The 24,327-nt window shown below is 53.2% G+C and carries 26 protein-coding genes and 1 pseudogene; 6 read left to right on the forward strand and 21 right to left on the reverse strand.

Translation table 11 applies throughout. The annotated features are described in order from the left end of the window. Positions 1-14: 14 nt before the first annotated feature. From FFB58_RS15410 to hpaB, 8 genes are all read right to left on the reverse strand, one after another. Positions 15-1,103 carry a Stealth CR1 domain-containing protein gene (locus FFB58_RS15410; RefSeq protein WP_138370346.1) on the reverse strand — a complete coding sequence of 363 codons (1,089 nt, stop codon included), beginning with the start codon at positions 1,101-1,103 and terminating at the stop codon, positions 15-17. A gap of 124 nt (positions 1,104-1,227) precedes the next feature. Next, the gene (locus FFB58_RS15415; protein ID WP_138370347.1) at positions 1,228-2,430 is read right to left on the reverse strand and encodes a sugar transporter; all 1,203 of its coding nucleotides are present in this window, start codon (positions 2,428-2,430) and stop codon (positions 1,228-1,230) included. Positions 2,431-2,444: 14 nt separating this feature from the next. Then, the gene (locus FFB58_RS15420; RefSeq protein WP_138370348.1) at positions 2,445-3,095 is read right to left on the reverse strand and encodes an ABC transporter ATP-binding protein; all 651 of its coding nucleotides are present in this window, start codon (positions 3,093-3,095) and stop codon (positions 2,445-2,447) included. Between the two features lie 10 nt (positions 3,096-3,105). After that, the gene (locus FFB58_RS15425; RefSeq protein WP_138370349.1) at positions 3,106-3,906 is read right to left on the reverse strand and encodes an ABC transporter permease; all 801 of its coding nucleotides are present in this window, start codon (positions 3,904-3,906) and stop codon (positions 3,106-3,108) included. Between the two features lie 54 nt (positions 3,907-3,960). Then, positions 3,961-5,700: a polysaccharide biosynthesis/export family protein gene (locus tag FFB58_RS15430; protein WP_286172782.1), complete on the reverse strand. Its 1,740-nt coding sequence runs from the start codon at positions 5,698-5,700 to the stop codon at positions 3,961-3,963. 41 nt (positions 5,701-5,741) lie between these two features. Next, positions 5,742-6,020, reverse strand: coding sequence for a hypothetical protein (locus FFB58_RS15435; RefSeq protein ID WP_251929681.1), 279 nt, complete (start codon positions 6,018-6,020; stop codon positions 5,742-5,744). Between the two features lie 581 nt (positions 6,021-6,601). Then, entirely contained in the window at positions 6,602-7,114 is a 513-nt protein-coding gene (locus tag FFB58_RS15440; protein ID WP_039030503.1) for a 4-hydroxyphenylacetate 3-monooxygenase reductase subunit, read from the reverse strand. Between the two features lie 17 nt (positions 7,115-7,131). Beyond that, positions 7,132-8,694 (reverse strand): 4-hydroxyphenylacetate 3-monooxygenase, oxygenase component, encoded by a 1,563-nt coding sequence (hpaB, locus tag FFB58_RS15445; protein ID WP_138370351.1) that lies wholly within the window; start codon positions 8,692-8,694, stop codon positions 7,132-7,134. A 284-nt stretch (positions 8,695-8,978) separates the two neighbouring features. Between hpaB and tssD the strand changes: the two genes are divergently transcribed. The 4 genes from tssD to FFB58_RS15465 all read left to right on the forward strand — a co-directional run bounded on the left by tssD (position 8,979) and on the right by FFB58_RS15465 (position 10,997). Then, a complete protein-coding gene (gene tssD / locus FFB58_RS15450) occupies positions 8,979-9,470 on the forward strand; it encodes a type VI secretion system tube protein TssD (RefSeq protein ID WP_138370352.1) in 492 nt (163 codons plus the stop codon). Continuing rightward, positions 9,467-10,012 (forward strand): DUF2778 domain-containing protein, encoded by a 546-nt coding sequence (locus FFB58_RS15455; protein WP_138370353.1) that lies wholly within the window; start codon positions 9,467-9,469, stop codon positions 10,010-10,012. Before tssD ends, FFB58_RS15455 begins: the two co-directional genes overlap by 4 nt. Then, positions 9,996-10,283 (forward strand): hypothetical protein, encoded by a 288-nt coding sequence (locus tag FFB58_RS15460; RefSeq protein ID WP_138370354.1) that lies wholly within the window; start codon positions 9,996-9,998, stop codon positions 10,281-10,283. Before FFB58_RS15455 ends, FFB58_RS15460 begins: the two co-directional genes overlap by 17 nt. A 327-nt stretch (positions 10,284-10,610) precedes the next feature. Then, on the forward strand, positions 10,611-10,997 hold the full coding sequence (locus tag FFB58_RS15465) for a hypothetical protein (RefSeq protein WP_138370355.1): 387 nt from the start codon (positions 10,611-10,613) through the stop codon (positions 10,995-10,997). Here FFB58_RS15465 and FFB58_RS15470 read toward each other — a convergent pair whose 3' ends face one another. Genes FFB58_RS15470 through FFB58_RS15480 form a run of 3 tightly spaced genes read right to left on the reverse strand, consistent with a single transcriptional unit; the run spans position 10,998 to position 12,896 of the window. After that, positions 10,998-11,936, reverse strand: a complete 939-nt coding sequence (locus FFB58_RS15470; RefSeq protein ID WP_138370356.1) for a DUF6402 family protein — start codon at positions 11,934-11,936, stop codon at positions 10,998-11,000. Positions 11,937-11,946: 10 nt separating this feature from the next. Then, positions 11,947-12,501 (reverse strand): PAAR domain-containing protein, encoded by a 555-nt coding sequence (locus FFB58_RS15475; protein WP_171029966.1) that lies wholly within the window; start codon positions 12,499-12,501, stop codon positions 11,947-11,949. 5 nt (positions 12,502-12,506) lie between these two features. Beyond that, positions 12,507-12,896 (reverse strand): hypothetical protein, encoded by a 390-nt coding sequence (locus tag FFB58_RS15480; RefSeq protein ID WP_138370358.1) that lies wholly within the window; start codon positions 12,894-12,896, stop codon positions 12,507-12,509. A 520-nt stretch (positions 12,897-13,416) separates the two neighbouring features. Here FFB58_RS15480 and FFB58_RS15485 point away from each other — a divergent pair. After that, a complete protein-coding gene (locus FFB58_RS15485; RefSeq protein WP_138370359.1) occupies positions 13,417-13,872 on the forward strand; it encodes a hypothetical protein in 456 nt (151 codons plus the stop codon). A 101-nt stretch (positions 13,873-13,973) separates the two neighbouring features. On the opposite strand, the pseudogene FFB58_RS15490 reads toward FFB58_RS15485, so the two are convergent. The 10 genes and pseudogenes from FFB58_RS15490 to hpaG form a co-directional block, all read right to left on the reverse strand. After that, positions 13,974-14,620: pseudogene (locus FFB58_RS15490) on the reverse strand (nucleotidyl transferase AbiEii/AbiGii toxin family protein). After that, positions 14,613-15,386 carry a type IV toxin-antitoxin system AbiEi family antitoxin gene (locus FFB58_RS15495; RefSeq protein WP_138370360.1) on the reverse strand — a complete coding sequence of 258 codons (774 nt, stop codon included), beginning with the start codon at positions 15,384-15,386 and terminating at the stop codon, positions 14,613-14,615. The pseudogene FFB58_RS15490 and the gene FFB58_RS15495 overlap by 8 nt, the downstream one beginning before the upstream one ends. Before the next feature lie 218 nt (positions 15,387-15,604). Then, on the reverse strand, positions 15,605-16,495 hold the full coding sequence (gene hpaA, locus FFB58_RS15500; protein WP_138370361.1) for a 4-hydroxyphenylacetate catabolism regulatory protein HpaA: 891 nt from the start codon (positions 16,493-16,495) through the stop codon (positions 15,605-15,607). Positions 16,496-16,504: 9 nt separating this feature from the next. Further along, complete coding sequence (gene hpaX, locus FFB58_RS15505) at positions 16,505-17,851, reverse strand: 4-hydroxyphenylacetate permease (protein WP_138370362.1); 1,347 nt, start codon at positions 17,849-17,851, stop codon at positions 16,505-16,507. A gap of 21 nt (positions 17,852-17,872) precedes the next feature. Further along, entirely contained in the window at positions 17,873-18,670 is a 798-nt protein-coding gene (hpaI, locus tag FFB58_RS15510) for a 4-hydroxy-2-oxoheptanedioate aldolase (RefSeq protein WP_138370363.1), read from the reverse strand. A gap of 10 nt (positions 18,671-18,680) precedes the next feature. Beyond that, positions 18,681-19,484, reverse strand: a complete 804-nt coding sequence (gene hpaH, locus FFB58_RS15515) for a 2-oxo-hept-4-ene-1,7-dioate hydratase (RefSeq protein WP_039030498.1) — start codon at positions 19,482-19,484, stop codon at positions 18,681-18,683. 72 nt (positions 19,485-19,556) lie between these two features. Next, positions 19,557-19,937, reverse strand: coding sequence for a 5-carboxymethyl-2-hydroxymuconate Delta-isomerase (locus FFB58_RS15520; RefSeq protein ID WP_138370364.1), 381 nt, complete (start codon positions 19,935-19,937; stop codon positions 19,557-19,559). 9 nt (positions 19,938-19,946) lie between these two features. Next, entirely contained in the window at positions 19,947-20,798 is an 852-nt protein-coding gene (gene hpaD / locus FFB58_RS15525) for a 3,4-dihydroxyphenylacetate 2,3-dioxygenase (RefSeq protein WP_138370365.1), read from the reverse strand. Between the two features lies 1 nt (position 20,799). Continuing rightward, a complete protein-coding gene (hpaE, locus tag FFB58_RS15530; protein ID WP_039030495.1) occupies positions 20,800-22,266 on the reverse strand; it encodes a 5-carboxymethyl-2-hydroxymuconate semialdehyde dehydrogenase in 1,467 nt (488 codons plus the stop codon). Beyond that, a complete protein-coding gene (hpaG, locus tag FFB58_RS15535; RefSeq protein WP_138370366.1) occupies positions 22,266-23,552 on the reverse strand; it encodes a 4-hydroxyphenylacetate degradation bifunctional isomerase/decarboxylase in 1,287 nt (428 codons plus the stop codon). Before hpaG ends, hpaE begins: the two co-directional genes overlap by 1 nt. A 272-nt stretch (positions 23,553-23,824) precedes the next feature. Between hpaG and hpaR the strand changes: the two genes are divergently transcribed. Next, positions 23,825-24,265 carry a homoprotocatechuate degradation operon regulator HpaR gene (gene hpaR, locus FFB58_RS15540; RefSeq protein ID WP_138370367.1) on the forward strand — a complete coding sequence of 147 codons (441 nt, stop codon included), beginning with the start codon at positions 23,825-23,827 and terminating at the stop codon, positions 24,263-24,265. The last annotated feature ends 62 nt before the right edge of the window (positions 24,266-24,327 follow it).

The following is a 24,327-nucleotide window of genomic DNA, read 5'->3' on the forward strand; positions in this document are numbered from 1 at the left end:
AATTTTTAAATTTTTTAAGAGAAAAACTCAGCTAGCTTTTTTTCAATATTTTTAGTTGCAGTTGAGTTTTTTATGTTTTTAGAATTGAAATCGTTGGCACAAAAGGAATGGGGTAATGTTCCTTTTAATTTTGCAACTTCCAAGGCTTTGAAATATGTAGCAGCTGATGGAGAACGTACATTGAAATAATAACAAATATCTCTTGATGGTACAGCCGTGCCGCGTAAATAGCTCAGCCATGGAACAAAAAAAGTCGCCATATTTATATCATTATTAGTCCTGAATTTATTTGGTAAAAAAGTATGTAGTTCTGTACTGTAAAAATCCCATGCTTCTTCAAACATGCTTTTTCTAAGCGGAACATATGTATGTACCAATGAATAATCTATTAACTGACTAAAATCATAGTTCAATATTGATACTGATTTTAACGATGCCGAAAGAGTCGGAGTGTTTATTCCTTTTCCTTGCATAGCAGCTAGGCTTTTCTTTGACATAAATAATGATGCCAATCCATTACTTCTGAAAAAATGTCCAGGAGGTAATGGTCGGGCGACAAATACATCATCATTGAAATAAATAAAATGCTCAGCTAAATCCGGGATTTTATGTAAGTGAGCTTCTATCACATGAGAGTTAAAAGTCGGAAGGTATTCTTTTTCAATAATATCTTTGTGATCTATGATTCTTATTCGATCATTGGTTTTGAGCCATACAGGGCATTGGTTATCTGTAACGATATAAATACGCCTGACCCAAGGTAAAAATTTTTGAACACTGCCTAATGAATATCTTAACTCATTATGATTACTAAATCGTGCCGGATCGGTCGCATACTGACCGATATTATTTTCATTAACAAATTGCTTATAGTGTTGATAACGCTTCCTCCACTCATGGTCGGAATCATCAACCCAAGTAAATACAACATCAATTGGAAAGTCGATTTTTATCTGGCTTTCCATTGCAAGATCATGTCGTATTAATATATTTTCCTCATCTTCTGAACATGCGATCTCATTCCGTATGATAGGATATTTTTTATTAAGATGATCCCGAACAAAGATTCCGGGATGCCTAAAAAATTTTTTTAATTTACGCATATCTTTGCAAATTTTGTAGAAGTCGGAAGTTAATGTGGGAGAATTAACCAGTTGGGTGGATTTGTATTATTTACGATAATATATGGCAGATTTGAATATCTAAATACATTAGACAATATTACTCTCAGTCTTGATGCTCACGAAGTGTTGCCAGTCCCATAACTACTAATCCATAGATTAGACAGAGTAAAACGCCAATGGTAACAAGATTATAGAGCCGTCGCGGATATTCAGCATCTTGAGCAAGTGTCGGTTGACTAATTACCAGTAAATGTTTGAGTTTACGATATGCTTCAACGCGCGCTTGTTCCAGGCTAATAAGACCGCTTTTATAAAGATCAGCTGCGAGCGTGGCTTGTGTCTGTACATCCATATAGCTTGCAGTAACTTCGTTCATTGCATCTTTATCTGTACCGGTGAGTCTGGATTTTTCTTGCTCGAGTTGAAGAGACAGAGCATCAACTCTCGCTTGTACAGAAACTACGGCAGGGGCAGTCGTCTTCATATAGCTTTGTAGTTGTTTCAGTTGGGCTTGCTGCTGCGCCAGTTCACCTTCAATCTGACTTACAAGACCTAAACGCGCACTACTGGTTGTTTCAGGGCTGATTAGATTATGGCTATTCTGAAAGTCCAATACCTTAGCTTTCTCATCTTGTACCCGTTGATAGGCACGATCGACCTCTTTCTCAACAAAAGCTAATTGTTCTAAAGCTACTTGATGCCCGAGTCTATTGATAAAACCTTCTGATTCCTTAAGCATCATACTCACTACACGTTGCCCATATGCAGGATCAAAAGCTTGTAATTCAATTGTCAAAACGCCAGAAGTGTCATCTAAATGTAATGTTAAATGATTACGATAGTATTCAATAAATTCTTCCTGACTAACATCACTTGATAAGCGAGAAAAAAAGTCAACTTTATGATTTTGGTAATGTGCTTTCAAACCTAGTTCTTTATCCAACTTGGCTAGCAAATCGGGCGATTGCAGGTAATCCTGAGTTAACAGAACATCTTCATGATTGCTGCCACCCAGGCCCAGCATTGACAGCGCATCAGGCAACATCTTTATCTGGTCGGCTTGTTTAATAACTAATTGTGCCCGGCTCACATAGCGATCCGAAGCGATTAAACCAAAGTAAAGAACAGCGATAGCAAAACAGGCGACTACCCACATAAAGCTGCCGAGCTTAAGACTCTGCTTCCAGGAGCGTTGGGCAAGACGGAATCCGCTGGAGTCGACAATAAAATGTTTTGGTTTAGTTTTTAACTTGCGCAGCTTACGCATCATTCCTGATGCTTTATTGGAACGAATAGGTTGGGTCATGATTTTTCGGCTAATTACAAACTCTGATAAATGCGGATGGCATCGTCAATATTGTCGAACACCTCGAGGGTACCGTTGCGCAGCAAAATACCCATATCACACTGTTGGCGTAAGTTTTTCATATCGTGCGATACCATAATTAAGCTGGCGGTCTCACGTTTCTGATTAAAGATATCAATACATTTTTGCTTAAAGCGGGCGTCACCAACGGACATAATTTCATCGGTCAGGTAAATTTCGAAATCAAAGGCCATACTGACCGCAAATGAAAATTTCGATCTCATCCCGCTGGAGTAGCCTTTAATCGGCAGCTCATAGTGCTGGCCGATTTCCGAGAACTCTTTTACCCACTCTTCAATAGCCTCGGTGTCACGCACGCCATGGATGCGGCAAACAAAACGGGTATTTTCCCTTCCGGTCATACTTCCCTGAAAACCGCCATTTAAAGCCAACGGCCAGGAGACACGGCAATGCCGGGTGACTTTGCCCTTGTTGGGCATATCCATGCCGCCGAGAAGGCGAAGCAGGGTGGATTTACCTGCCCCGTTAACACCCAAAATGCCGATATTGCGATCGCGTGGCAGCGTGATGCTCACATCACGCAATACATAATTGCGGCCAAACTTGGTGGGGTAATACTTCGAGACGTTTTCCAGAACAATCATGCTATCTCCCTTAGCTGGCAATCAGTCGGCGATGACTCAGACGATAGCTGCTCATCGCAAACGTTAGCAGTAGCAGTGTCACCCCAAACAGATAAGTCCAACTGGCGTTCGGGCTAACATAGCCAGCGATCCAGCCAGAGCGTATTAGCTCAAGGGCGTGTACCAGCGGGTTCCATAAAAACCAGTGTTGATACTGTGCCGGAATGCTCGCGAGGGGATACATAACGCAGGAGATAAACATTAACGGCATCATCAACAAACCGAGAAATTTTTCGGCCTCGTTTACTAAGTTGCCGGTAATACAAAAGACAATCCCCAATGAAAACGAAAAAATCATCAACAGCATATAGATAAGAATGACCTGCAGCGGGTCATTAGGAACGGCATCAAACCCAAACCACAATAATCCCAGGATCAGAATGCCGCCGACCATCATGCCAACGATGGTCTCAAGGATAAATCGGGCGATAAAAGTGGAGAACGGCGTCACCTGGCGGTAGCAGAACAGCCCCTTGTTAGCATTGACCGCTGATTGCAGTTTGCTCACCACATTTTTAAAGAAGATAAACGGCAGATAGCCAGCAGTGATAAAGAGGGGAGCAGGCGCTCCACCAAACCCACTGTGCCCGCGCATCCCAAAAATCGCGCTAAACAAACCAATCATCAACAACGGATCCAACAGCGCCCAGGCATACCCCAGCCGGTAACTCCCAAATCTCGTTTTCAGTTCACGAATAAGCAGGCCAAACGTCACATCGCGCAGCACCTGGAACGAACTGCGGGGCGTTTGATTGAGAACAGGTTTAAGCATAAGAAGGCCGATGTAACAGAACGGGCCCGCGAGAAAGCGAGCCCGCTTTGAGGGTTAATTCAGGACCACGTTGGCCGCCACGGCAACCTGATAGATGACCTGGGTGATGTCCTTGATGGACTGCATCATTTTGCTGTCCACTTTCGGCATGACCAGAATCTGATCGCCCGGCATCACATCACCGCCGTCTTTAAACTCCATCAGCCCGTTGGCATGTACCACGGCAATACGACTGTCGTTAGCACGGTCGGTAAAGCCGCCTGCCCAGGCCACGTAGTCTTCCAGGCTGGCGTTTTTGTTGAATACCACCGCCTGCGGCATCATCACTTCGCCACCCACCTGAATCAGGTCGGTTTTGTTCGGGATCACAATCTGGTCGCCCTGTTCCAGCAGGATGTTGGCGATCACGCCCTTATCTGACACCACCACTTTACCCAGCGGCTGGATCTTGCGGGCTTTTTCCACAAAGCGCATCACCAGCTCGGCTTCTTTGGTACGGATGGAGGCTTCACCGTCAGAGCTGGCTGGCGCGGTAAACACGCTGCGCTCCAGGCGGTTGAGGGAGTCTTCCAGCATCTCTTTCTGCCGCGCGGCCACGCTCTTACGCATGATGTAGATCGAGCCGTAATCCGCCATGTTCGGGTCAATGGGGATGTGGTTCAGCAGATCGTGCAGACGGGTCTCTTTACGCACGGTGAAGTAAGACGGCCCACGGTAGCTGCCCATCACCTGCACGTCGTACACCTGCGCATGCATGTCGTCGTTGAACAGCACTTTGTCGCCGTCGCTCAGCTGAATGCGGTCGAAATCTTTATACGGCATATAAACCGAGAACGGGCCGTTGGAGCGATCGCCAATCACACCCACGTGGCTCACCTTGGCGAGCGGCAGGGCGTAGTCGATCAGCTCAGAGCCCAGCGCGGTGCTGTTCTTCAACTCGAAGCGGAACGGGTTACGCACTTTACCCGCCACGTTGATCATCGGCCCCTGCGGTTCAACCAGGATCACGTCCTGATCTTTCAGCGACAGTTTCGGCATCCTGCCCTGCTGCATAAACTCGTAAAGGTCGATCTGCTGGATCACGCGGTTCTGGCGCAATACTTTAATATGGCGATAGCTTCCGCGGTCGGAATCGATACCCCCCGCGCGTTTCAGAAAATATAAAACGCTGTCGGATGACTGTCCGGCATATTGTCCAGGGCGGATCACCGGCCCGGTGACATATACGCTGACCGGCGTCGCGGTCAATAAATTAACGTAAACATTAACGTTATTGGTGAATACTTCGCTGATGTGGCTGGTGACTAAGTTATTAACCTTGCTCGCCGCAACGTTTTTAACGTTAATTGGCCCGACATCAGGAATGAAAATATTGCCCTGATTATCCACGGTCACGACGTTGGAGAAATTCACTGCGCCCCAGATCCAGATATTCAGCTTGTCGCCGGGGGCAATCAGGTAATTATCGTTCAGGCCGTCGCTGCGCTCGGTTTCATAGCCACCGGCAAACAGGTTGGCACCGTAAGGAGGGGGCAGGCCGGACTCGGACTGCGGGAGGAGTTTACGCACGTCGGACTCGCCCGGCAGTAACATGCCCTGACGGTTTTGCTGCGCGAAAGTCCCGGTGGTGGAGGAGGTGTTCGCCTGGCCGCTCATCGCCTGTTCGCCGCCAAGTTGCAGTCGGCCATCGCCGTTATCTGCCGGGGTGTTCATCCCAAAAGCCTGGGCTTCTTGCTGGGTGGGGGCGGCTAAAGATGCGCAGGAGACGCAGGCCAGCAACAGAACGGCACTCAATTGCCGTAAATTCGTTATCTTCACAACATTTCTCTTCAAAATTATTGCACGGCAAGCAGGTTACTGGCGGAAGCCTGTTCCAGCTGTGGTACCAGATACCAGGTATCACCGTTCTTGCAGGTCACACCGCGCTGGGACTGGTTGTAGTTGCGGTTACGCAGCAGTTCAATGCATTCCAGCCCAAGGGCAGAGACATAGCGCTGGCCTAAAGTGTAGGTATTGCCATTGGCGCTGAGCGATGCGCCCTGCGGCAGCGTGTTCAGAGGTTGTTGCAGGTTGGCTGCCATAGCCTGGAGGTCGGTAGAAGCAGTCTGATTCACAAGCGGTCGGGATGCTTCAACCTGCTTCGGGGAATATGCGCAGCCACTCAGCATGAGGGCGAGCGAAATCACCAGAAGGCGAGTTGCATTCTTCATAAGATCAATATTTTCCAACAATTCTAAAACTGGAATGTGAAATAAAACTTTGATGATATTCGGCTGATTTTAATAGCAAATCAGCGGAGAAATCTTGCAGGCGCAGGAGTTGCAAAAACGCAGGCGTAAGTAAGAGAATCCAAAAAAAGGGTAGGCTACCGCACGGAAAAGTCCCATTCCGGCTAAAAATTGCGCAGCTTTTATTGTAATGACGCAGGGGTACTATTCAGCCAACAACTAATTTGACTTTTATTATTCACTAAAATGTTTGCGTGACGGAGATTACATAATTAGGACGATTCTGTCATTTGAAATTCATTCAATTTGCGTATCGATCGCGGAAAAATAGCAAAAGCCTATTAACTCTGGTGGGGGCGAGAAAATTCTTATTGGGCTATGAGAATTAATGTCAGTGATTATTTCTAAGGTAAACTAAATCGTATGAAAAACAGCCAGCCGCGAAGGCGGCTGGCTGGGGGAGGGAATTAAACGGTTAATTCTTGCTCAATTAACACCGGATGAAATCTGCGTTTAAAGTAAATCAGCCCGTGTCCGTCCTCACTTAAGTGGATATTTTTGATTGCCACCAGGTAGACCAGGTGGGTGCCGATGGTCTGTACCTGGCTAATCTCACCTTCCAGGCTCGCCAGCGCTCCGCTTAACACCGGCTGGGCCAGCGCCCCTTTTTGCCAGCAGGAGAGGGTGAACCGCTCCTCCATCGCCATGCCGGTCATTCCGGCAAAATGCCGCGCCATCAGCTCCTGTTCGTGGTTGAGCACGTTAATGCACAGCTTGCCGTTCCCCTGGAAAACCGGGTTCATGGCGCTGTTGGCATTCAGGCATACCATCACCGACGGTGGGGTATCCGTTACCGAGCAGACGGCGGTAGCGGTGATGCCGCAGCGTCCGGCTTCGCCGTCGGTGGTAATGACATTGACCGCCGCAGAGAGGCTGGCCATCGCGTCGCGAAAACGCAGGCGTTGTTCATCATGTTGCATGTTTACCTCCCGCTGCCTTATTTCAGCAGCTTGTCCAGCAGGTTGATATCGGTGTTGTTGTGCAAGTGCGGAACCGTCCAGCCGTTCTGGTCGTACTCAGACAGGCAGCGGTCGACCATCGCCATCATCTTGTCCATGTTGCCGGAGGTCTGCGCCTGGCGCAGGCACTGCAGGCGGATCTCATCCTGGCTACCGGAGTAGTTGATCTCGTACAGCTCGTGGCGACCGCCGAACTCGCTGCCGATGGCATCCCACATCAGTTTTAAGATCTTGATGCGCTCCACGTGGTCCATGCCATTAGAGCCGCGCACGTATTTCGCCAGGTATTTGTCGATCTGCGGATTGTTCAGATCCCGGGCGCTGGACGGCAGGTAGATCAGGCCGCTGGTGACGTTGCGCTCGATAATGTTTTTGATCTTCGCGTAGGCCATCGGGGCCATCACGCGGTAGGTTTGCAGCGCCGCGTGGTCCGGCAGGTAAGCACCGTTGACCCACGGGGTGGCTTCGGAACACATGGAGTCGCTCAGCGCCCAGAACATGTTGCGCCAGGCCACCACTTCGCCCAGATCGGCCTGCACGCCGCGGAATTCGGCGGTGCCGGTACACTCCAGCGACTTTTTAAGCAGCCCGGTGATGAAGTCGAGCTTCACCGCCAGGCGCACGCACGCCTGGAGGGGATACATGCGGGCGAAACCGCCTTCCATGGTCCAGCGACGGCAGCGGTCGAAGTCGCGGTAAATCAGCACGTTCTCCCAGGGGATGAGCACATTATCCATCACCAGGATCGCATCGTTCTCGTCAAAGCGGCTGGTGAGCGGGTAGTCGTAAGGGGAGCCGGTCGCGCCGGCCACCAGTTCGTAAGAGGCGCGGGAGATCAGCTTCACCCCTTCGGCATCCATCGGTGCGACAAACATTAAAGCGAAGTCGGGGTTATCGCCCATGACCTGCGCCGAGCCAAAGCCGATCATGTTGTAGTGGGTCAGCGCCGAGTTAGTGGCAACCACTTTTGCGCCGCTGACGATGATCCCCGCGTCGGTCTCTTTTTCCAGCTTGATGTAGACGTCTTTCACTTCGTCGGCCGGTTTGTGGCGATCGATCGGCGGGTTGACGATAGCGTGGTTAAAGTACAGGCCGGTTTCCTGAATGCGGGTGTACCAGTTCCGGGCGTTCTGCTCGAACTGACCATAAAACGCCGGGTTAGCGCCCAGCGCACAGCCGAAGGCGGCTTTGTAGTCCGGGGTGCGTCCCATCCAGCCGTAGCTCAGGCGGGACCACTCGGCGATGGCGTCGCGCTGCTGGCGCAGATCGCTGGCACTTTTCGCCACGCGGAAGAACTTATGGGTGTAACCGCCGCTGCCGGTATCGGTGTTCCAGCACAGCGTGTCCTGCATATCAGGTTTGTGCAGCGCATCGTACAGCTGCGCGACCGAGGCCGCCGCATTGCGAAACGCCGGATGGGTGGTCACATCTTTCACGCGCTCGCCGTAGATGTAGATCTCACGGCCATCCTGCAGGCTCTTCAGATACTCTTCGCCGGTTAACGGTCGTTGGGAGCTCGCGCGGAAATCTTCAGGTTTCATAGGGACCTCGTATCGGAATAGGGTTGTTAAATTTATGTGTTGTTTTTGTTGTTTAATTGAAGCGTGAGAGAGGCGGGCCGTGAAGGGACGAATGGGTCAACGACGGGTACTTTTCAGGCGGGTTTGAGAATTGTGATCGGGGTGGGGTTTAAGGGTGGGTTGCACCGGACTACTGAACGGATGATGACGGCCAAAAATTCAGAAAATAACCATACGATTTAGCACGATATTTTTTTGAGAAAGGATTAATAAGGATTGAGCATAAAATAAACAAGGAGAGTATTATGGCCGTTCCCGCTTATCTCTGGCTTTATAACCAGTCCGGTACGCTTATCCCTGGTGGAAGCCAGGTCCTGAGCCGTGAAGGTGCAATAGAAATGCAGAGCTTTAATCACGGTGTACATATTCCCTACGATTACAACATGGGCCGGCTGACCGGTACTCGCGTCCATGACCAGTTAAGTGTCACTAAGGAGTTTGATAAATCCACGCCGTTTCTTTACCGTGCCGTATCGACCGGTGAACCTCTTCAAAAGGCGATAATTAAATGGTATCGCATCAGTGACGCAGGTGTAGAGGAGGAGTTTATGCACTTTATCCTCGAAAATGTGAAAATCGTGGCGGTAACACCGGTAATGCATAATTTCAAGAGTGCATCTGGTTTAAGCAGTAACCCTACTGAATCAATATCGCTGGCATACGAGAGAATTACCTGGCTATATCTCGACGGTAATATCAAATTCACGGACTCGTGGAACCAGAGGATGACGGCATGATCCATTGTCGGCTGGACTTTAATAATTTTTATGATGATGGCCGGGTGGCACGTCTCGATGTAGGCGGCGTGGGGTCATTCCCCGTTTTTAGTGGTCTTGGTGAGTTAGCGAATAAACCGGAATGCTCGTATCTATCAAATGCAGCCGTTCCGCCGGGTAGTTACTGGATTGTTGACCGGCCAACAGGCGGGGCGCGTTCGCGTGCAGAAAGCTGGCTAAAACATGCCTTCACTGGCAATAATTATTACGACTGGTTTGCACTCTTTCGCAAAGATGGCGTGATTGATGATGTTATGCGGTTTGATGTCGGTACTTTCCATTACAACCGAAAACATTTCCGGCTACATCCGCCCCGCCCGGACGGCTCAGGAATTAGTGAGGGTTGTGTTACGTTCTTCCGTAACGTGGATTTTTACCTCGTAAGAGCCGCGCTTCTGCGGGCGCATAAACATAAAATTTTGGGAGGGAGTGAGTTGTGGGCTTACGGCGATATTACCGTGATTGGCAATACAAATGGAGTTTGTAATGTTAAGGCCCCTTAAATGGTTGCTTCGTATTTTCCTGTTTCTGGCAATTACATTTCTGTTCCTGATAAGCGGCATTTTTGATCCACTGGCTGAAAGCCTGAGAGTACCCATTGCCAGATTTATGACCCGGTTTAATCATGATGATTTCACTCTGTATGCGGATTACTACTCTGACAACCGGGAAAATGCCTGGCTGTATATTTATGTGTTCCTGAATGTCATCGTCGGCATAGTTTCTGTCGCAACATTTGAGTTTCTGGCCAAATTAGCCAGAAAGAGTAATTAACTTCCTGCTGATGGCCCGCAAAATGCGGGCTTTTTTATTCGGTCTTATTTGGCGTCCATCATGGCTGTCAGGCTGCAGGTCAGTGCGGTCTGTCTGCCGGGTGAAGCGTAGCGATCCTGGCCTACATGAGTGTGCCGGTTTGTTCCCTCTCCCCTATGGGGAGAGGGTTAGGGTGAGGGGAAACATGTGGCTTGGAACTGTACGATCTATTAACCTGGGTGGATAAGAAGCTCGGGATATGTCGCGATTCAGAACTGCTTAAAATCACGTTAATATAGCCACATATTTTTTATGGATTAGGGTGGGTAAAGGACGATGGAACGTGTGATGGAAATTCTGCCTGATGTTATTGCGCTGGCGGCGGGTGGCTTACTCGCTATTGTTATCTGCGAGTTGTTACAGAGGTTAATTAAGTTCAAACGGTTTGCTACCGCCTGGATACTGATATTCGTTCCTTTTGGGCTGATAATGCCGTCATTCCTGCGTGTATTGGTTTTCCCGTACACAGGGGTGATGAGCGGGATGAGTTATATAACCACAGTCGCAGCGACCTTAGTGGCGATTATTTTTTATCTCGGTACGTTTTGCGGGACAGTACTGACGGATACGCAAGATAAAAGGCGTTTTATCTATTGCCTGTTCGCCTTTTATCTTGCAGGCATTACGTTCCTGCTTTACAGGACCAGCGATATCAGCGGCCCTATTATTGGATGATTACGCTTCCCAGGGGAGTTCGTAAATGCCGCTTATCTTTTCCCAATACACGTCTGAGAACACTATGAAGTCGCCGCCTTTTCCGGTGGCTTCACGGTATTTAAGAAAGTCAGAGTTATGGACTGCTGACACCTTTCGTATTCGTTTTTTGAAGTAAATTTTTTGCCCGGTGATTGTAGAAACCGCAGAATCAGCCCGGCGTAAAATCCCCTCATCAGTCCAGTATCCTAAGGGCTGATCCCATGCTCCATTGTTATTGAAATCATAGAAATCTTTGACGTAAATGCCTGCCCATTGAGCTTCGAGATAGCGCTTACCATCGCTGTGTTGAAATGCGGTGCCGATTACCGCAACTTTCAGGGAATACGTACCGAGAGCGCCATACACATCGTCCAGTGTATCGAACATATGCATGACGAAGTTACCGCCGACGGACTCAAAATTATTCTGATATTTCTGCTCCAGTTCTCGAGCAGACATCGATGGCCTGCCTATCAGGTTTCGGCGGCCAAAGGTATAGGCACCATTGCCGCTCCACCCAAGCGCTTTCAGGCGATTTGCGGTCATTGTCATTGATGCAGGTGAGCATGCTTTTGCCATCAGCGTACGCATGGAACTAACTGCTGACGGGTATTGCATTAACCATGACATTCTAATGATTGAGTCGTCACAATGCTGATCGGGGATGTAAAGGCCCTTAGGTAATCCGCTGCCATCTTTCCATGTATCTGGGCATTTCCACCCTGGAGAATTAAGCCACCGATCCATCATTTGAGCTGATTTTTTCCAGCCAATCTTACGCATTACCTTTGGGATGTCGGTTAAACGAATTGGCTGTAATTCAACCTCACTGCGTGAGTTCATTTCGTTAGGTCTGGTCTTAGCATCCTCCATCAGAAAATAGAGGTCTTTATCTACACCCGGTATCTGCATTGCCATAATTGTCCCTTTATTTCAGCAGAGGTTTTGGTGCTCGCATAGCCACAAAAACTTTTTCACTCATTGATGTAGTCACTTTTGTATGAGTGCCGGAGCCGCTGTATTTATTCTTTGAGGCGGCACCAATTTCCAGCACTGCATCTTGTTTGAAAATGACGTATCCGAGAGGGGTGGATCCTGAATTGTTGATATAAAAATGATGTGAATAACCACCATCGCTTTGCTGGTTTGCAAGTGCGGCTTTTTGGGCATCACTCGCCATTACATACTCACTCTGTTTTCCACTAGGAAGATCGTCGCAGGTATAAGGAATGCCGAGGCGGTGGACAGCGAAAGCACCACAGGAAGACCTGTGGCCTTCCAGTACTCGAGCCCTGCCGTGAACAGTGTAGCGAGATGTACCTTCAACGAATTTCGACCAGCACATGCATTGTGGACACCAGAATTTGTGGCCTACCAGAACAGCCCGGTGAGTGTAGTTATAAGTATCGTTCTCGCAGCCATCATGAAGTGTGCCACCGTGGCTGGTGGTATCACCTGTCCATATGGTGTGTTTAGTTATCATACTACTCATCTGATAACCCCTCTTGCTTTCAGTTCGTCGTATTCCTCTTCATCCATAACGCTGCACATACATGTGTTATTTTCGAAGGTGACCAGGGCAATTGATGTTTGCCCAGCATCCGTGATGACATCGCCGTTGCTTATAAACGTACCGCTTGCGGCAGCGGACAGCGTTTTTCCGTTAACTACAGTAGTCATTCGCGTTGTGGGGTCTGGCATAACGAATGCTGTAGTGCCATCAGGATAGGTGACAATGTCGTTTTGCAGCACCGTATTCTTGCCGTAACTAGTAAGGCTTGATGTGCCAATTATGATGCCATTGTCTTTAGTTTTAGCGCCGGTCACAGCATAGAAACGGACCTCTTTAATACCTAAATCTTTAGTGTTTTCATTCATCTAATCTTTCCTCATTTTTAAGACGGAAAGTCATCTTCCCTTGGGGACTTTATGCCCATACGTTTTAAAGGGAAATGAATGCTTATTTTTTCAGAATATAACTACACATTATTAATAGATATTCGAAGTGAGGTTTTGGGTTGGTATAAACACCCATTTATATTGGAAAAGGTTTCGGGGATCATGCCGCGTGTCTTAATAACCACCAGCTTCTGGAAGCATGCTCGCAAAGTCATAAGTAACCCGATGAAACGCGGGGTTTTGTCTTTTTTTCCTCGGCGTGGAGTCGTAAGGTGCCTGTGTTGCGGCGATAACCGCAGCCGGGCGTGAGAACCTGAAAACATATGATTATACGGTTTAAGTACCGTACTAGCGTACATGTCGTTAAAATCACGGCGACGCTGGCGGGGCAACCTTACGGTTGGCCGGGGTCATGTGTGCCGGTTCTCACCCCCGTCAGCGTCACCACCAGGGCGTGAGAACTTTGGTGGTGCTAATAAATACACATGGAGGTTATTTAATGACTACAATCCCAACCCCGTCTTACTCCCACTTCGACGAAGACGTTATCCACCAAATAATCACCCAACCCCTCCCGGCCTCGGCAGATCTCTTCGACGTTGCAGATGCGTGCGCCGCATTTGTCTGTGTCCTTATCGATACCCACGACGATGAAACGCGCAATGCACTTTGCGGACGTCTGCTGCAGGCGTTAAACCAGCTTCGTTATCTGTGTGATGAGGACTTACCGCCGTATCTCGTCGAGCAACTGGTAGCGGGTGAAAGCATCACGTCCTGCATGCCTCATTGCTGGCAGGAGACTGTCACGCCGGTGGAGTACGCCCAGGCGCTCACCCAGGTAGTGCTGGGCAACATGCTGCCGCCTCCGCTGGCAAAATCCTTAACGGGACTACTGCATGATGTTGTGAATATGGTGGCGGAGTATGTGAAGGAACCGTACCTGACCGTGCATTGATCATGTGCGGTTTGCCTGCCGGGTGGCGCTACGCTTACCCGGCCTACGATTCGTAGCCCCGGTAAGCGCAGCGCCACCGGGGAATAGCGTGACTTAATCAGTTAGCTAGTCCACTCTTCCAGCACCCTTTTCAATTTCTCCTGCGACTGAATGCGTTTTTCTTCTGACATTTTGGCAATGTTTCGCAATTTCCATTGAACGGCGGGTAAATTTTGCATATGACTTTCTGGCGCTAAATTCCAGTCAGGGATCCCGCGTTTAAACGACATTAAAAAATCGAAATCTCGCTGTGTGAAATGTTCTTTCAACGCCTTTAGCATTCTTTCCGGAACGGCGACTAATTCATTCTGGGAGGTAGCTGCAAACGTCATGCCGCAGAATTCATTCTGAAAAGGTTCGGTGATATCTTTCCAGCGGAGGCTAAGAACTTCGGACAACTGGCGGTAGTAGTGACAATAATTCGCATCTCGTTAGCGTTATTCGCCTGTAGCACTGAACGGACCCCGACTTGTACTTCCAGATTAGCGGCAATGCGGCTGAGCGCTTCTCGTACTTTAGGTAGAATGACCTCTCTGGTTTCAAGGGGGATGTAGGCAAGATCGATATCAACTCACGATCGGGGGAAGTTGCGAATAAACAAATTTATCGCCGTTCCTCCTTTCAGTGCAAAACAGTTCTCTTTAGCGACCCAGGGCAATGTACGCACCAGCAGAGCGACCTGGTGATAATAGGGGGAGCTTCTATCCATAGTTTCTTCCCTTCATAGTGAATTTTTCGGGTACGGTGATGTGGTATTGCGTGTTCAGTTTGCCATTAGCAACGATTTGTCTGTTGCCCGATCCCAGATCAATGCTGTTGGTATCTATGCGTTTGAGCCAGGCATGTTCATAGTAACTGGCGAAAAATAGATACAGACGCTTGGTTTGAACAGCCTTACTGAGGGTAAGCAACCTTTCAACTTTGCGCGGATTGAGGTTAACCAGCCCCTGAAAAATCTCGGCGGCATGCTCAAATGAAATATTCTGCGGCACTGTGCTTAGCAACTCGTAGGCGGCCAGTTCGGGCGTACTGGCCGTTAATTTTTTGCCTTGTATCTCCAGTTCAGTAAGAAACTTTTCATCCATTTGAGGAAGTTTCAGGCCTGATATGACCTGCCATTCAACACCGGGAAACTCCTTGAACCACTTAGGCAATATCGTTTTGTTCTCAGCGCTAAGCCAGCACTGACCTTGTTTAAGCTGCAGGTAATGGGAGCGCCCTTGCCATGACAGGCTGGTTAATCCGGCCAGATAAACAGGGGCTACAAGCTGGTTTTGCAGACATGCCAGCGCATCGCTCCAGTCTGGTTCACGCCCCGTGCGCGCATAAACACCGGCACGCAGTTTGGTTAACCAGCCGCTTTGGGCGTATTTAAATGCCAGGGATGGAGAGATGTTGTTCCGGGTAAGCCAGGATTGCAGAACCAGATTTCCGGGAGGGGTGTTTTGCAGCAGCCAGTTTAATTTTGATGACATAGATTCACTCAAGGTGTCACTATAATAAAAAAAGTAAACAACCTTGTGAATAAGAAGTCAATCCCATCCTTTTTACGATGACGAATTCACCACGCTGTTGGAAAAGACCAGGTGAGGGGAACGGTGCGGTTTGCCTGCCGGGTGGCGCTACGCTTACCCGGCCTACGATTCGTAGCCCCGGTAAGCGCAGCGCCACCGGGGAACAGGCCGCAGAGGAGTCAAGACACCGGCACCTTCTGCGCCCGATACATGCTCGGCGAGCACCCCACTAACCGGTTAAAAAACCGCGCGAAATAGGCCGGGTCTTTAAATCCCAGCTGCCAGGCGATCTCGTTCACTGCGCTGTCGGAAAAGACCAGCAGCCGTTTGGCTTCACGCAGCTGGCGGTCGAAGATGAGCCGCTTCGGCGGGCGGTTGGCGAAACGGCGGCAGATGTCGGTCAGGCGCGATTCGGTGAGGTGCAGCTCGCTGGCGTAATCTGGCACCGTCCAGTGCTGGTGGAAATGCCCGTCGACCATCTGGTTGAAGCGCTGGAACAGCTTCAGCTCGCCGCGCATGCCGTTAGCCGCATGATCGTCGAGCTTCGCGTTGCGCAGCAGCAGGGTGAACACCGCCTGCGCCAGCAGGACCAGGGTATGTTCCCGTCCGGGCAGATCCCCGGTGGACTCCCGTTCAATCAGCCGCCAGTAATAGCTGAGCGCCGCCAGCTCGTCCGGCTTATCGGCAAGTGACAGGCACATACCCGGCAGCCCGAAGGTCTCCCGGGTGCCGGGGTAGAGCACTTCCAGCAGCGGCCAGATGAGATCTTCGTGCACCGTCAGCACGTGCCCGTCGCTGTCCGATTCGGTGAAAAACGCGTGCGGCACCGACGGCGGGGTAAGGACAAACAGCGGAGCCTGCACCGAGTAGCGGTGATCGTCCAGCTGGAGCTCGATCTGCCCGGTATCAAGAAAGTGCATCTGAAAATAGTGGTCGTGGCGATGGGCCTGCATATCGCGGCCAAAAAAGGCCGCCATGCGGGCAAAGGACTGGTAGTGCACATCGTCAGTACCCAGACTCTCGTCGTACTCTTTGCTGATGTCGATATTGGCAATCGGGCTCTGGCACATAGCTGCTCCTCAGTGGATCTTCTGCGTCGCCATGTCCGGCACGCTTTCCCGGCTCTCCTGCCGGGTCATTGGAATACGCGTCAGCACCAGCGCTCCCACCACCAGCAGCCCGGCCACGAACCACAATCCGGAACTGAAGCTGCCGGTGGCGTCGCGCAGAATGCCGATCAGCAGCGGGCTGACGGCGGAGCCGACGTTGCCGATGGCGTTGATCACCGCCAGCGCCACCGCCCGGGACTGCAGGCTAATAACCTGATCCGGGGTGGTCCAGAAGATCGCCATGGCGGTAAACGATCCGGTTGAGGCCATGATGATGCCAAGCAGCTGGATCAGGCTGTGATCGGTCGCCGACGCCAGCAGCCATCCCGCCGCTGCAAACAGATACGGCAGGATGGTGTGCTTTTTTCGCTCTTTCAGCCTGTCGGAGCGGCGGCTCCACCAGATCATCCCGAGGATGGTGCAAAACTGCGGGATCGCCGCCAGCAGGCCAATCACGATATTGCTGCTGCCGGTGTTAAAGCTCTGCAGGATTTGCGGCGTCCAGATGTTGATGGCGCTCAGGGTGTTGGTCAGGCAGAAGTAGGCCAGGGTGTAGAGCAGCACCGCCGGGGTCAATACCTCGCGAAGCGTCGAGCGCGGTGTCGCGGCGTGGGCAATGGCGTTCTCCTGCTCCCGGGCGATCATCGTCTTCAGGGTCTGCTTCTCTTCATCGTCCAGCCAGGTGGCCTGATCCGGCGTGTCGTTCAGGAAGAACCAGGTCACCGCGCCGAGCACCACCGACGGCAGCCCCTCCAGCAGGAACAGCCACTGCCAGCCCTTCAGGTTCCACAGGCCGTCCATCGCCAGAATATAGCCCGAGAGGATCGAGCCCAGCATCATGGTCACCGGCATGGCGATCATAAACAGCGCGTTGGCGCGGGCGCGGTGATAGGCGGGGAACCACCAGGTGAGATAGACCAGGATCCCCGGCAGGAAACCGGCTTCGGCAATGCCCACCAGCATGCGCAGGACGTAGAGCGTTTGCGGGCTGGTGGCGAACATGGTGCAGGTGGAGGCGATGCCCCACACCACCATGATCCCGGCGATCCAGCGGCGGGCGCCGATCTTCGCCAGCATGATGTTGCTGGGGATCCCGCACAGTACGTAGGTAACGTAAAACAGGGTTGCGGCCAGGCCAAACATGGTGGAGGTGAGGCCCAGATCTTTGCCCATCGTCAGCCCGGCGAAGCCGATGTTGATGCGGTCGAGAAACGAAAAGACAAACAGGATAAAGAGAAACACGATCAAGCGACGAAACAGCTTGTTGATCACGCGATGTTCAACGGCTTTAGTGTCTTGAGTTTGTAGGGTCGTCATGGTGCGCTCCAGATCTTACGTTTAGTAGACGGATTTATTGTTATTAACTGACGTAACCGGGGTATCGATAAAGCGTGCTGCCAGGGCTTCGGCGCCGCGGGCGAGCAGGGTGGTGTCCACGCCGACGGCGACAAACAGCGCCCCGAGTTCAAGGTAGCGACGGGCCAGCTGTTCGTTGGCCATCAGAATGCCGGGCGCTTTGCCCGCAGCACGGATCTGCGCGATGGCCTGTTCAATGGCGGCCTGCACCTCCGGGTGCTGCGGATTACCGGCAAAGCCCATGTCGGCGCTGAGATCCGCCGGGCCGATAAAGACCCCGTCCACCCCTTCGACATCCAGGATCTGCGGCAGATTTTTTAGCGCCTCGCGGGTTTCAATTTGCACCAGCACGCACATGGCGTCGTTGGCCTGCTGCAGGTAATCCGGGACGCGGTTCCAGCGCGAGGCGCGGGCCAGGGCGCTGCCGACGCCGCGAATGCCCGCAGGTGGATAACGGGTCGAGCGCACCGCCAGCCGCGCTTCGTCGGCGTTTTGCACCATCGGCAGCAGCAGGGTTTGCGCCCCGACGTCCAGCAATTGTTTGATCTGCACCGGATCGTTCCACGACGGGCGCACCACCGGCTGGCTGGGGTAGGGAGCGATGGCCTGCAGCTGGGTCAGAACGGTCTGCACGCTGTTGGGGGCGTGCTCGCCGTCGATCAGCAGCCAGTCGAAACCGGCTCCGGCCAGCAGTTCGGCGCTGTAGCTGCTGGTGAGCCCCAGCCATAAGCCGATCTGCGGTTTGCCCGCTTTCAGCGCGTTTTTGAAGGCGTTTTCCATGGTCGTCTCCTTAGACAAAGCGGCAGCTGATGGAGCCCATGTTGCCGTAATCGACATGGAAGGTGTCGCCCTTGCTCGCCGCCACCGGACGGGTAAAGGAGCCGCCGAGGATGATCTGGCCGGGTTCCAGCTGCACGTCGTAGGGTGCCAGCTTGTTCGCCAGCCACGCCACGCCGTTCGCCGGGTGGTTCAGCACGCCTGCGGCGACGCCGGTCTCCTCGATCACGCCGTTGCGGTAGAGCAGGGCGGAGATCCAGCGCAGATCCAGCTCGTCAGGGCGGATCGGGCGACCGCCGAGGATCACTCCGGCGTTGGCGGCGTTATCGGAGATGGTGTCGAACACCTTGCGCGGGCGCTGGGTTTCCGGGTCGATGTTGTGGCAGCGGGCGTCGATCAGCTCCAGCGCCGGGATCACGTAATCCGTGGCGTTGTAGACGTCGAACATCGTGCAGTTCGGGCCGCGCAGGGGTTTGGCCAGCACGAAGGCCAGCTCCACTTCAATGCGCGGGACGATAAAGCGGTCGGTGGGGATATCGCTGCCGTCGTGGAAAAACATGTCGTCGAGCAGGGCGCCGTAGTCAGGCTCGCTGATCTGCGAGCTGGCCTGCATCGCTTTCGAGGTCAGGCCGATTTTGTGGCCCTTGAGCACGCGGCCTTCGGCGATCTTCAGGCTCACCCATTCGCGCTGGACGGCGTAGGCGTCCTCGATGGTGATGGACGGGTAGTCCAGCGAGATCGCACGGATCTGCTCCCGGGTCTGTTCCGCCTGATGCAGGCGATGGGCAATCAGGGTATGGGTGTGTTTATCGAGCATGGCGGTATCCTGTGACGGTATTATCCCCTCTCCCCTGTGGGGAGAGGGTCAGGGTGAGGGGCAAGCAGACGGCTACTTAAACAAGGCGTGCACGTTGTTCTGCTTGAAGTTCAGCGTCGGGTGCAGCTCTTCGATTTCAAACGACAGCGCCAGATAGCGCGCTGCCATCAACGCGGCGAAATGGTCTTTAATCAACGTAAACAGCATCTCGCCCACCTGCTGACGGCTCTCCAGGCTGCGGCCGGTGCCGATTTTCAGCGTCATATGCACAAACGCGTAGTCGTGCTTGCCGTCGGCCATCTGCCAGGTATCCACCCAGTGCGCACGGCTACGGATGCCGCCGAGGGGGAAGATCCCGGTGGCGGCCAGCGCCTCGTTAACCTGAGCAAACAGGCCCGGCAGGTCCGCCTGGTGGCGGATGTTCTCGGTACATTCGACAATAAAGTGCGGCATGGGGCGTCCTTATGCGGGCAGAGGGAAAACGGCGTTAACCTGGCCGGTGCCGGAGCTCGGGAACAGCTCGGTGAGAAACTCCACCTTGCCGTCGTAGTTGTCCCAGCCGAGCATGCCCAGCAGCATCACCGTGTCGTGCATGTTGCCCTCGCCGTAGCAGTAGTCGGCGTACTCCGGCAGCATGCTGCAAAACTCTTTGAACTGGCCTTCGCGCCACAGCTTCACCACGCGCTCGTCCATCTGCCGGTCGAACTCGCGGGTGTAGCTGTTCATCCCCTCTTCGGCGCGCTGGTCGTCAATGAAGCGGTGCGACAGCGAGCCGCTGGCGAGCACCGCCACGGTGCCGTCATATTTTTCGATGGCGCTGATGATGGCCTCCCCCAGCCTGCGGCTGTCGGCAAAGTCATGCACGGTGCAGAAGGCGGAGATCGACACCACTTTGAAGTGCTTATCCGCGTTCATGTAGCGCATCGGCACCAGGGTGCCGTACTCCAGCTTCAGGCTCGGGATGTTATGCGCTTTGGCGCGCACGCCCTTTGCCACCGCTTCGTCGGCGATCAGCTGGCCCAGCGCCGGGTTGCCGTCGTAGTCGTAGGTCATGTCGCGGATAAAGTGCGGCAGCTCGTTGCTGGTGTAGACGCCTTTAAAATGATCCGCACAGTTGATGTGATAGGCGCTGTTCACCAGCCAGTGGGTGTCGAACACGATGATGGTATCAACACCCATCTCGCGACAGCGCCTGCCGATCTCTTTATGTCCGTCGATGGCCCCCTGACGGCAGCCAAAGTTTTTGCCCGGGATCTCAGAGAGATACATCGACGGAACGTGCGTGATTTTTGCTGCTAACGCTAACTTGCCCATTTCATACCCCCCATTTTGGGATCGGATGGTCGCCCATCGAGATACAGACGTTTTTCATCTCGGCGAACACCTCAAAGCTGTACTCACCGCCTTCGCGGCCGGTACCGGAGGCCTTCACGCCGCCAAACGGCTGGCGCAGATCGCGCACGTTCTGGGTGTTCACAAACACCATGCCCGCTTCGATGTTGCGCGCCAGGCGCAGCACTTTGCTGATGTCCTGGGTCCAGATGTACGACGCCAGGCCGTACTCCACGTCGTTAGCCAGACGCAGCCCTTCGGCTTCATCCTTAAACGGCAGCAGGCAGGCCACCGGTCCGAAGATCTCTTCCTGGGCCACGCGCATGCGGTTGTCGACATCCGCCAGCACCGTCGGGCGCAGGAAGTGGCCGTTTTTCAGGTGCGCAGGCAGATCGGATGGTTTATCCGGGCCGCCCGCCAGCAGGGTGGCGCCCTCTTCAATGCCAAGACGGATATAGCCGGAGACTTTCTCCCAGTGCTGTTGGCTGATAAGCGCCCCAACCTGGGTGTTCGGATCGGTTGGATCGCCCACCCGCAGGCGGTTGGCGCGTTCGGCAAAGCGCTTGACGAATTCCGGGTAGATGCTCTGCTGAATAAAGATGCGCGAGCCTGCGGTGCAGCGTTCGCCGTTGATGGAGAAGATGGTGAACAGGGCGGCGTCCAGGGCGCGTTCGATGTCGGCATCTTCAAACACCAGCACCGGCGATTTACCGCCCAGCTCCATCGAGTATTTTTTCAGTCCGGCGCTCTGCATGATGCGCCGTCCGGTGGCGGTGCCGCCGGTGAACGACACGGCGCGCACGTCATGATGGCGCACCAGCGCGTCGCCCGCCGTCGCGCCATAGCCCTGCACCACGTTCAGCACGCCCGCCGGAATACCGGCTTCCAGCGCCAGCTCCCCCAGACGGTCGGCGGTCAGCGGCGAGAGTTCCGACATCTTCAGTACCGCGGTGTTCCCTAATGCCAGGCAGGGGGCAACCTTCCAGGTGGCGGTCATAAAGGGCACGTTCCACGGCGAGACCAGGGCGCAAACCCCCACCGGCTGCACCAGGGTGTAGTTCAGCATCTTGTCGTCGACCGGGTAGGTCTTGCCGTTCATCTGCTGGCACACTTCAGCGAAGAACTCGAAGTTGTGCGAGGCGCGCGGGATCAGCACGTTTTTGGTCTGGTGGATCGGCAGGCCGGTGTCGGCGGTCTCCATGGCGGCGATCTCCGGCACGTTCTGGTCGATCAGATCGCCCAGACGGCGCATCAGGCGCGCGCGCTCCTTCATCGGCAGATTGGCCCATTTCGGGAACGCCGCTTTCGCCGCCTCTACCGCCTGGTTTATCTCGGCTTCGCCGCCGGAGGCCACTTCCGCCAGCACCTCGCCGGTGGCCGGGTTGGTGGTGTGGAAATAGTCGTTACCCGCTACGTTTTTACCGTTGATCCAGTGGTTAATCTTTTTCATTACCGTGTCTCCTCGCTGACAATCCGGTTGACCAGACGGCCAACGCCTTCCACTTCCACCACCACTTCATCTCCCGGGCGCACGTCGGCCAGCCCTTTCGGCGTGCCGGTGGCGATCATGTCCCCCGGCTGCAGGGTCATAAATTCACTCAGGTACGCGATCAGGAACGGGACGCTGAAGATCAGATCCCGGGTGCTGCCCTGCTGGCGCAGTTCGCCGTTGACCCAGGTGCGCAGGGTGAGGTTGTGCGGATCGGCAATCGCCGATTTATCCACGATATCCGGGCCGATGGGCGTCAGGCCGTCGCGGCTTTTTACCCGCAGGTTGGGGCGGTAGTAATTCTCCAGATAGTCGCGGATCGCATAGTCGTTACAGACCGTGTAGCCCGCCACATAGTCCATGGCGTCGGCCTCAGAGACGTCGCGGGCGGTTTTGCCGATCACCACCACCAGCTCGGCTTCATAGTGCATGTACTCGACGTTGTCCGGGCGCACCGAGGTCTGGTTATGTTCGTTAAAGGTGTTTGGCGCTTTGATAAACACCAGCGGCTCGGTGGGCGGCTTAAAGTCCAGCTCGCTGGCGTGATCGGCGTAGTTCAGCCCCAGGGCAAACAGGGTGCCGCTGGTGGAGAGCGGCCAGGCAAAGGTGCGGTTTTCCGGCAGCTCGCGGGCGTTGATCACGCTGTTTTCCAGGGTCGGCAGGCCTGCGGCCAGCACGCGTACGCTGTCGCCCGGGTGCAGGGCCACGCGGGACTGCGGGGTGCCCAGCAGAATGGCGTCGCCGGGGTTCAGGGTGGCGAAGGCGCTCAGCTCGCTCAGCAGGGTGGCGGCGTTGCGCTGCAGATCGGCGGTGTTCCAGCGATCCACTTCCCGGCCGTTGATCTCGGTAGTGATGGTCAGGTTATCGACGCTGTTTATCGTCGCCATCTCGCCTACGGGGCAAAAACCGTCCCGGCATTTGGCTTTGATCGCCGGGCGGTAGAAGCTCTCTTCCGGCAGGCTCACTTCGTTTGCGAGGGCGTAACCGGCGATGTATTCCGCCGCCTCTTCCGGGCGGATTTTTGTCGCGGTTTTGCCCACAATCAGCGCCACCGTGGCGCCGCTCAGCACCTGTTCCCCTTCCGGATGCGGGATGGCATCGCCGGAGCGGATCAGAGTGTTGCGCGGTTTGATAAACCAGACGGCGGTTTTCGGCAGCGTGTTGTAAGGGGGCTGGTTAAATGCGTCGCGCCAGGCGTCGAGCTGGCTGCGGTGATTGAGTGCCACCGCGAAAACAGTACCTTTCATTCCTTTCTCCTCTGGCCCGCGAATCGGGTTTTGAGTTCATTAATATGTTAATGAATAGGTTTTATCCCTCCGGTGTGCGTTTGGCAAACAGAAGTAAATAATTTGTGATAGCGATAACAATAAATTTACATTCTTATGTTATTAATGTTATATATCAGTAAGTTAAAGTTTTAATGTGATATCTGTTAGACTTTTCAGTCGCGCCGCTGGCGTGCAGATGCAGCGTTATGCATTGATTGTTTCGTTATTAATGATGTTGAGGTGGGAGCGCCATGCACGATTCGTTAACTATCGCACTACTCCAGGCGCGGGAAACCGCGATGACCTTTTTTCGCCCGATTATCAAACAGCAGAATCTGACGGAGCAGCAGTGGCGGATCGTGCGCGTGCTGGCGGAACATCCGTCGATGGATTTTCACGACCTGGCGTTTCGCACCTGCATTCTGCGCCCGAGCCTGACCGGCATTCTCACGCGGATGGAGCGCGACGGGCTGGTGCTGCGCTTAAAGCCGCTCAACGACCAGCGCAAGCTGTACGTGTCGCTCACCAGAGAGGGTAACGCCCTGTATGAACGCGCCCAGGCGCAGGTGGAAGAGGCCTATCAGCGGATTGAGGCGCAATACACGCCGGAGAAAATGCAGCAGCTTACGGCGCTGCTGCAGGAGTTTATTGCTCTGGGTGACGGAACGGGGATGCCAGAAGAAGAGGAGTAGATCGCTGCGGTCATCAACACAATTTCCGTAAAGTTTTCCTGTTTCAGGCCGAAAATTCTGTA

Source organism: Enterobacter sp. MF024, assembly GCF_005843915.1.
Taxonomy (GTDB): Bacteria; Pseudomonadota; Gammaproteobacteria; order Enterobacterales; family Enterobacteriaceae; genus Enterobacter; species Enterobacter barmai.

Coding starts and splice junctions, on each gene's coding strand:
- FFB58_RS15410 (WP_138370346.1), bottom strand. CDS start 1,103: ATGCGTAAATTAAAAAAATTTTTTAGGCATCCCGGAATCTTTGTTCGG.
- FFB58_RS15415 (WP_138370347.1), bottom strand. CDS start 2,430: ATGACCCAACCTATTCGTTCCAATAAAGCATCAGGAATGATGCGTAAG.
- FFB58_RS15420 (WP_138370348.1), bottom strand. CDS start 3,095: ATGATTGTTCTGGAAAACGTCTCGAAGTATTACCCCACCAAGTTTGGC.
- FFB58_RS15425 (WP_138370349.1), bottom strand. CDS start 3,906: ATGCTTAAACCTGTTCTCAATCAAACGCCCCGCAGTTCGTTCCAGGTG.
- FFB58_RS15440 (WP_039030503.1), bottom strand. CDS start 7,114: ATGCAACATGATGAACAACGCCTGCGTTTTCGCGACGCGATGGCCAGC.
- hpaB (WP_138370351.1), bottom strand. CDS start 8,694: ATGAAACCTGAAGATTTCCGCGCGAGCTCCCAACGACCGTTAACCGGC.
- tssD (WP_138370352.1), top strand. CDS start 8,979: ATGGCCGTTCCCGCTTATCTCTGGCTTTATAACCAGTCCGGTACGCTT.
- FFB58_RS15455 (WP_138370353.1), top strand. CDS start 9,467: ATGATCCATTGTCGGCTGGACTTTAATAATTTTTATGATGATGGCCGG.
- FFB58_RS15460 (WP_138370354.1), top strand. CDS start 9,996: ATGTTAAGGCCCCTTAAATGGTTGCTTCGTATTTTCCTGTTTCTGGCA.
- FFB58_RS15465 (WP_138370355.1), top strand. CDS start 10,611: ATGGAAATTCTGCCTGATGTTATTGCGCTGGCGGCGGGTGGCTTACTC.
- FFB58_RS15470 (WP_138370356.1), bottom strand. CDS start 11,936: ATGGCAATGCAGATACCGGGTGTAGATAAAGACCTCTATTTTCTGATG.
- FFB58_RS15475 (WP_171029966.1), bottom strand. CDS start 12,501: ATGATAACTAAACACACCATATGGACAGGTGATACCACCAGCCACGGT.
- FFB58_RS15480 (WP_138370358.1), bottom strand. CDS start 12,896: ATGAATGAAAACACTAAAGATTTAGGTATTAAAGAGGTCCGTTTCTAT.
- FFB58_RS15485 (WP_138370359.1), top strand. CDS start 13,417: ATGACTACAATCCCAACCCCGTCTTACTCCCACTTCGACGAAGACGTT.
- FFB58_RS15495 (WP_138370360.1), bottom strand. CDS start 15,386: ATGTCATCAAAATTAAACTGGCTGCTGCAAAACACCCCTCCCGGAAAT.
- hpaA (WP_138370361.1), bottom strand. CDS start 16,495: ATGTGCCAGAGCCCGATTGCCAATATCGACATCAGCAAAGAGTACGAC.
- hpaX (WP_138370362.1), bottom strand. CDS start 17,851: ATGACGACCCTACAAACTCAAGACACTAAAGCCGTTGAACATCGCGTG.
- hpaI (WP_138370363.1), bottom strand. CDS start 18,670: ATGGAAAACGCCTTCAAAAACGCGCTGAAAGCGGGCAAACCGCAGATC.
- hpaH (WP_039030498.1), bottom strand. CDS start 19,484: ATGCTCGATAAACACACCCATACCCTGATTGCCCATCGCCTGCATCAG.
- FFB58_RS15520 (WP_138370364.1), bottom strand. CDS start 19,937: ATGCCGCACTTTATTGTCGAATGTACCGAGAACATCCGCCACCAGGCG.
- hpaD (WP_138370365.1), bottom strand. CDS start 20,798: ATGGGCAAGTTAGCGTTAGCAGCAAAAATCACGCACGTTCCGTCGATG.
- hpaE (WP_039030495.1), bottom strand. CDS start 22,266: ATGAAAAAGATTAACCACTGGATCAACGGTAAAAACGTAGCGGGTAAC.
- hpaG (WP_138370366.1), bottom strand. CDS start 23,552: ATGAAAGGTACTGTTTTCGCGGTGGCACTCAATCACCGCAGCCAGCTC.
- hpaR (WP_138370367.1), top strand. CDS start 23,825: ATGCACGATTCGTTAACTATCGCACTACTCCAGGCGCGGGAAACCGCG.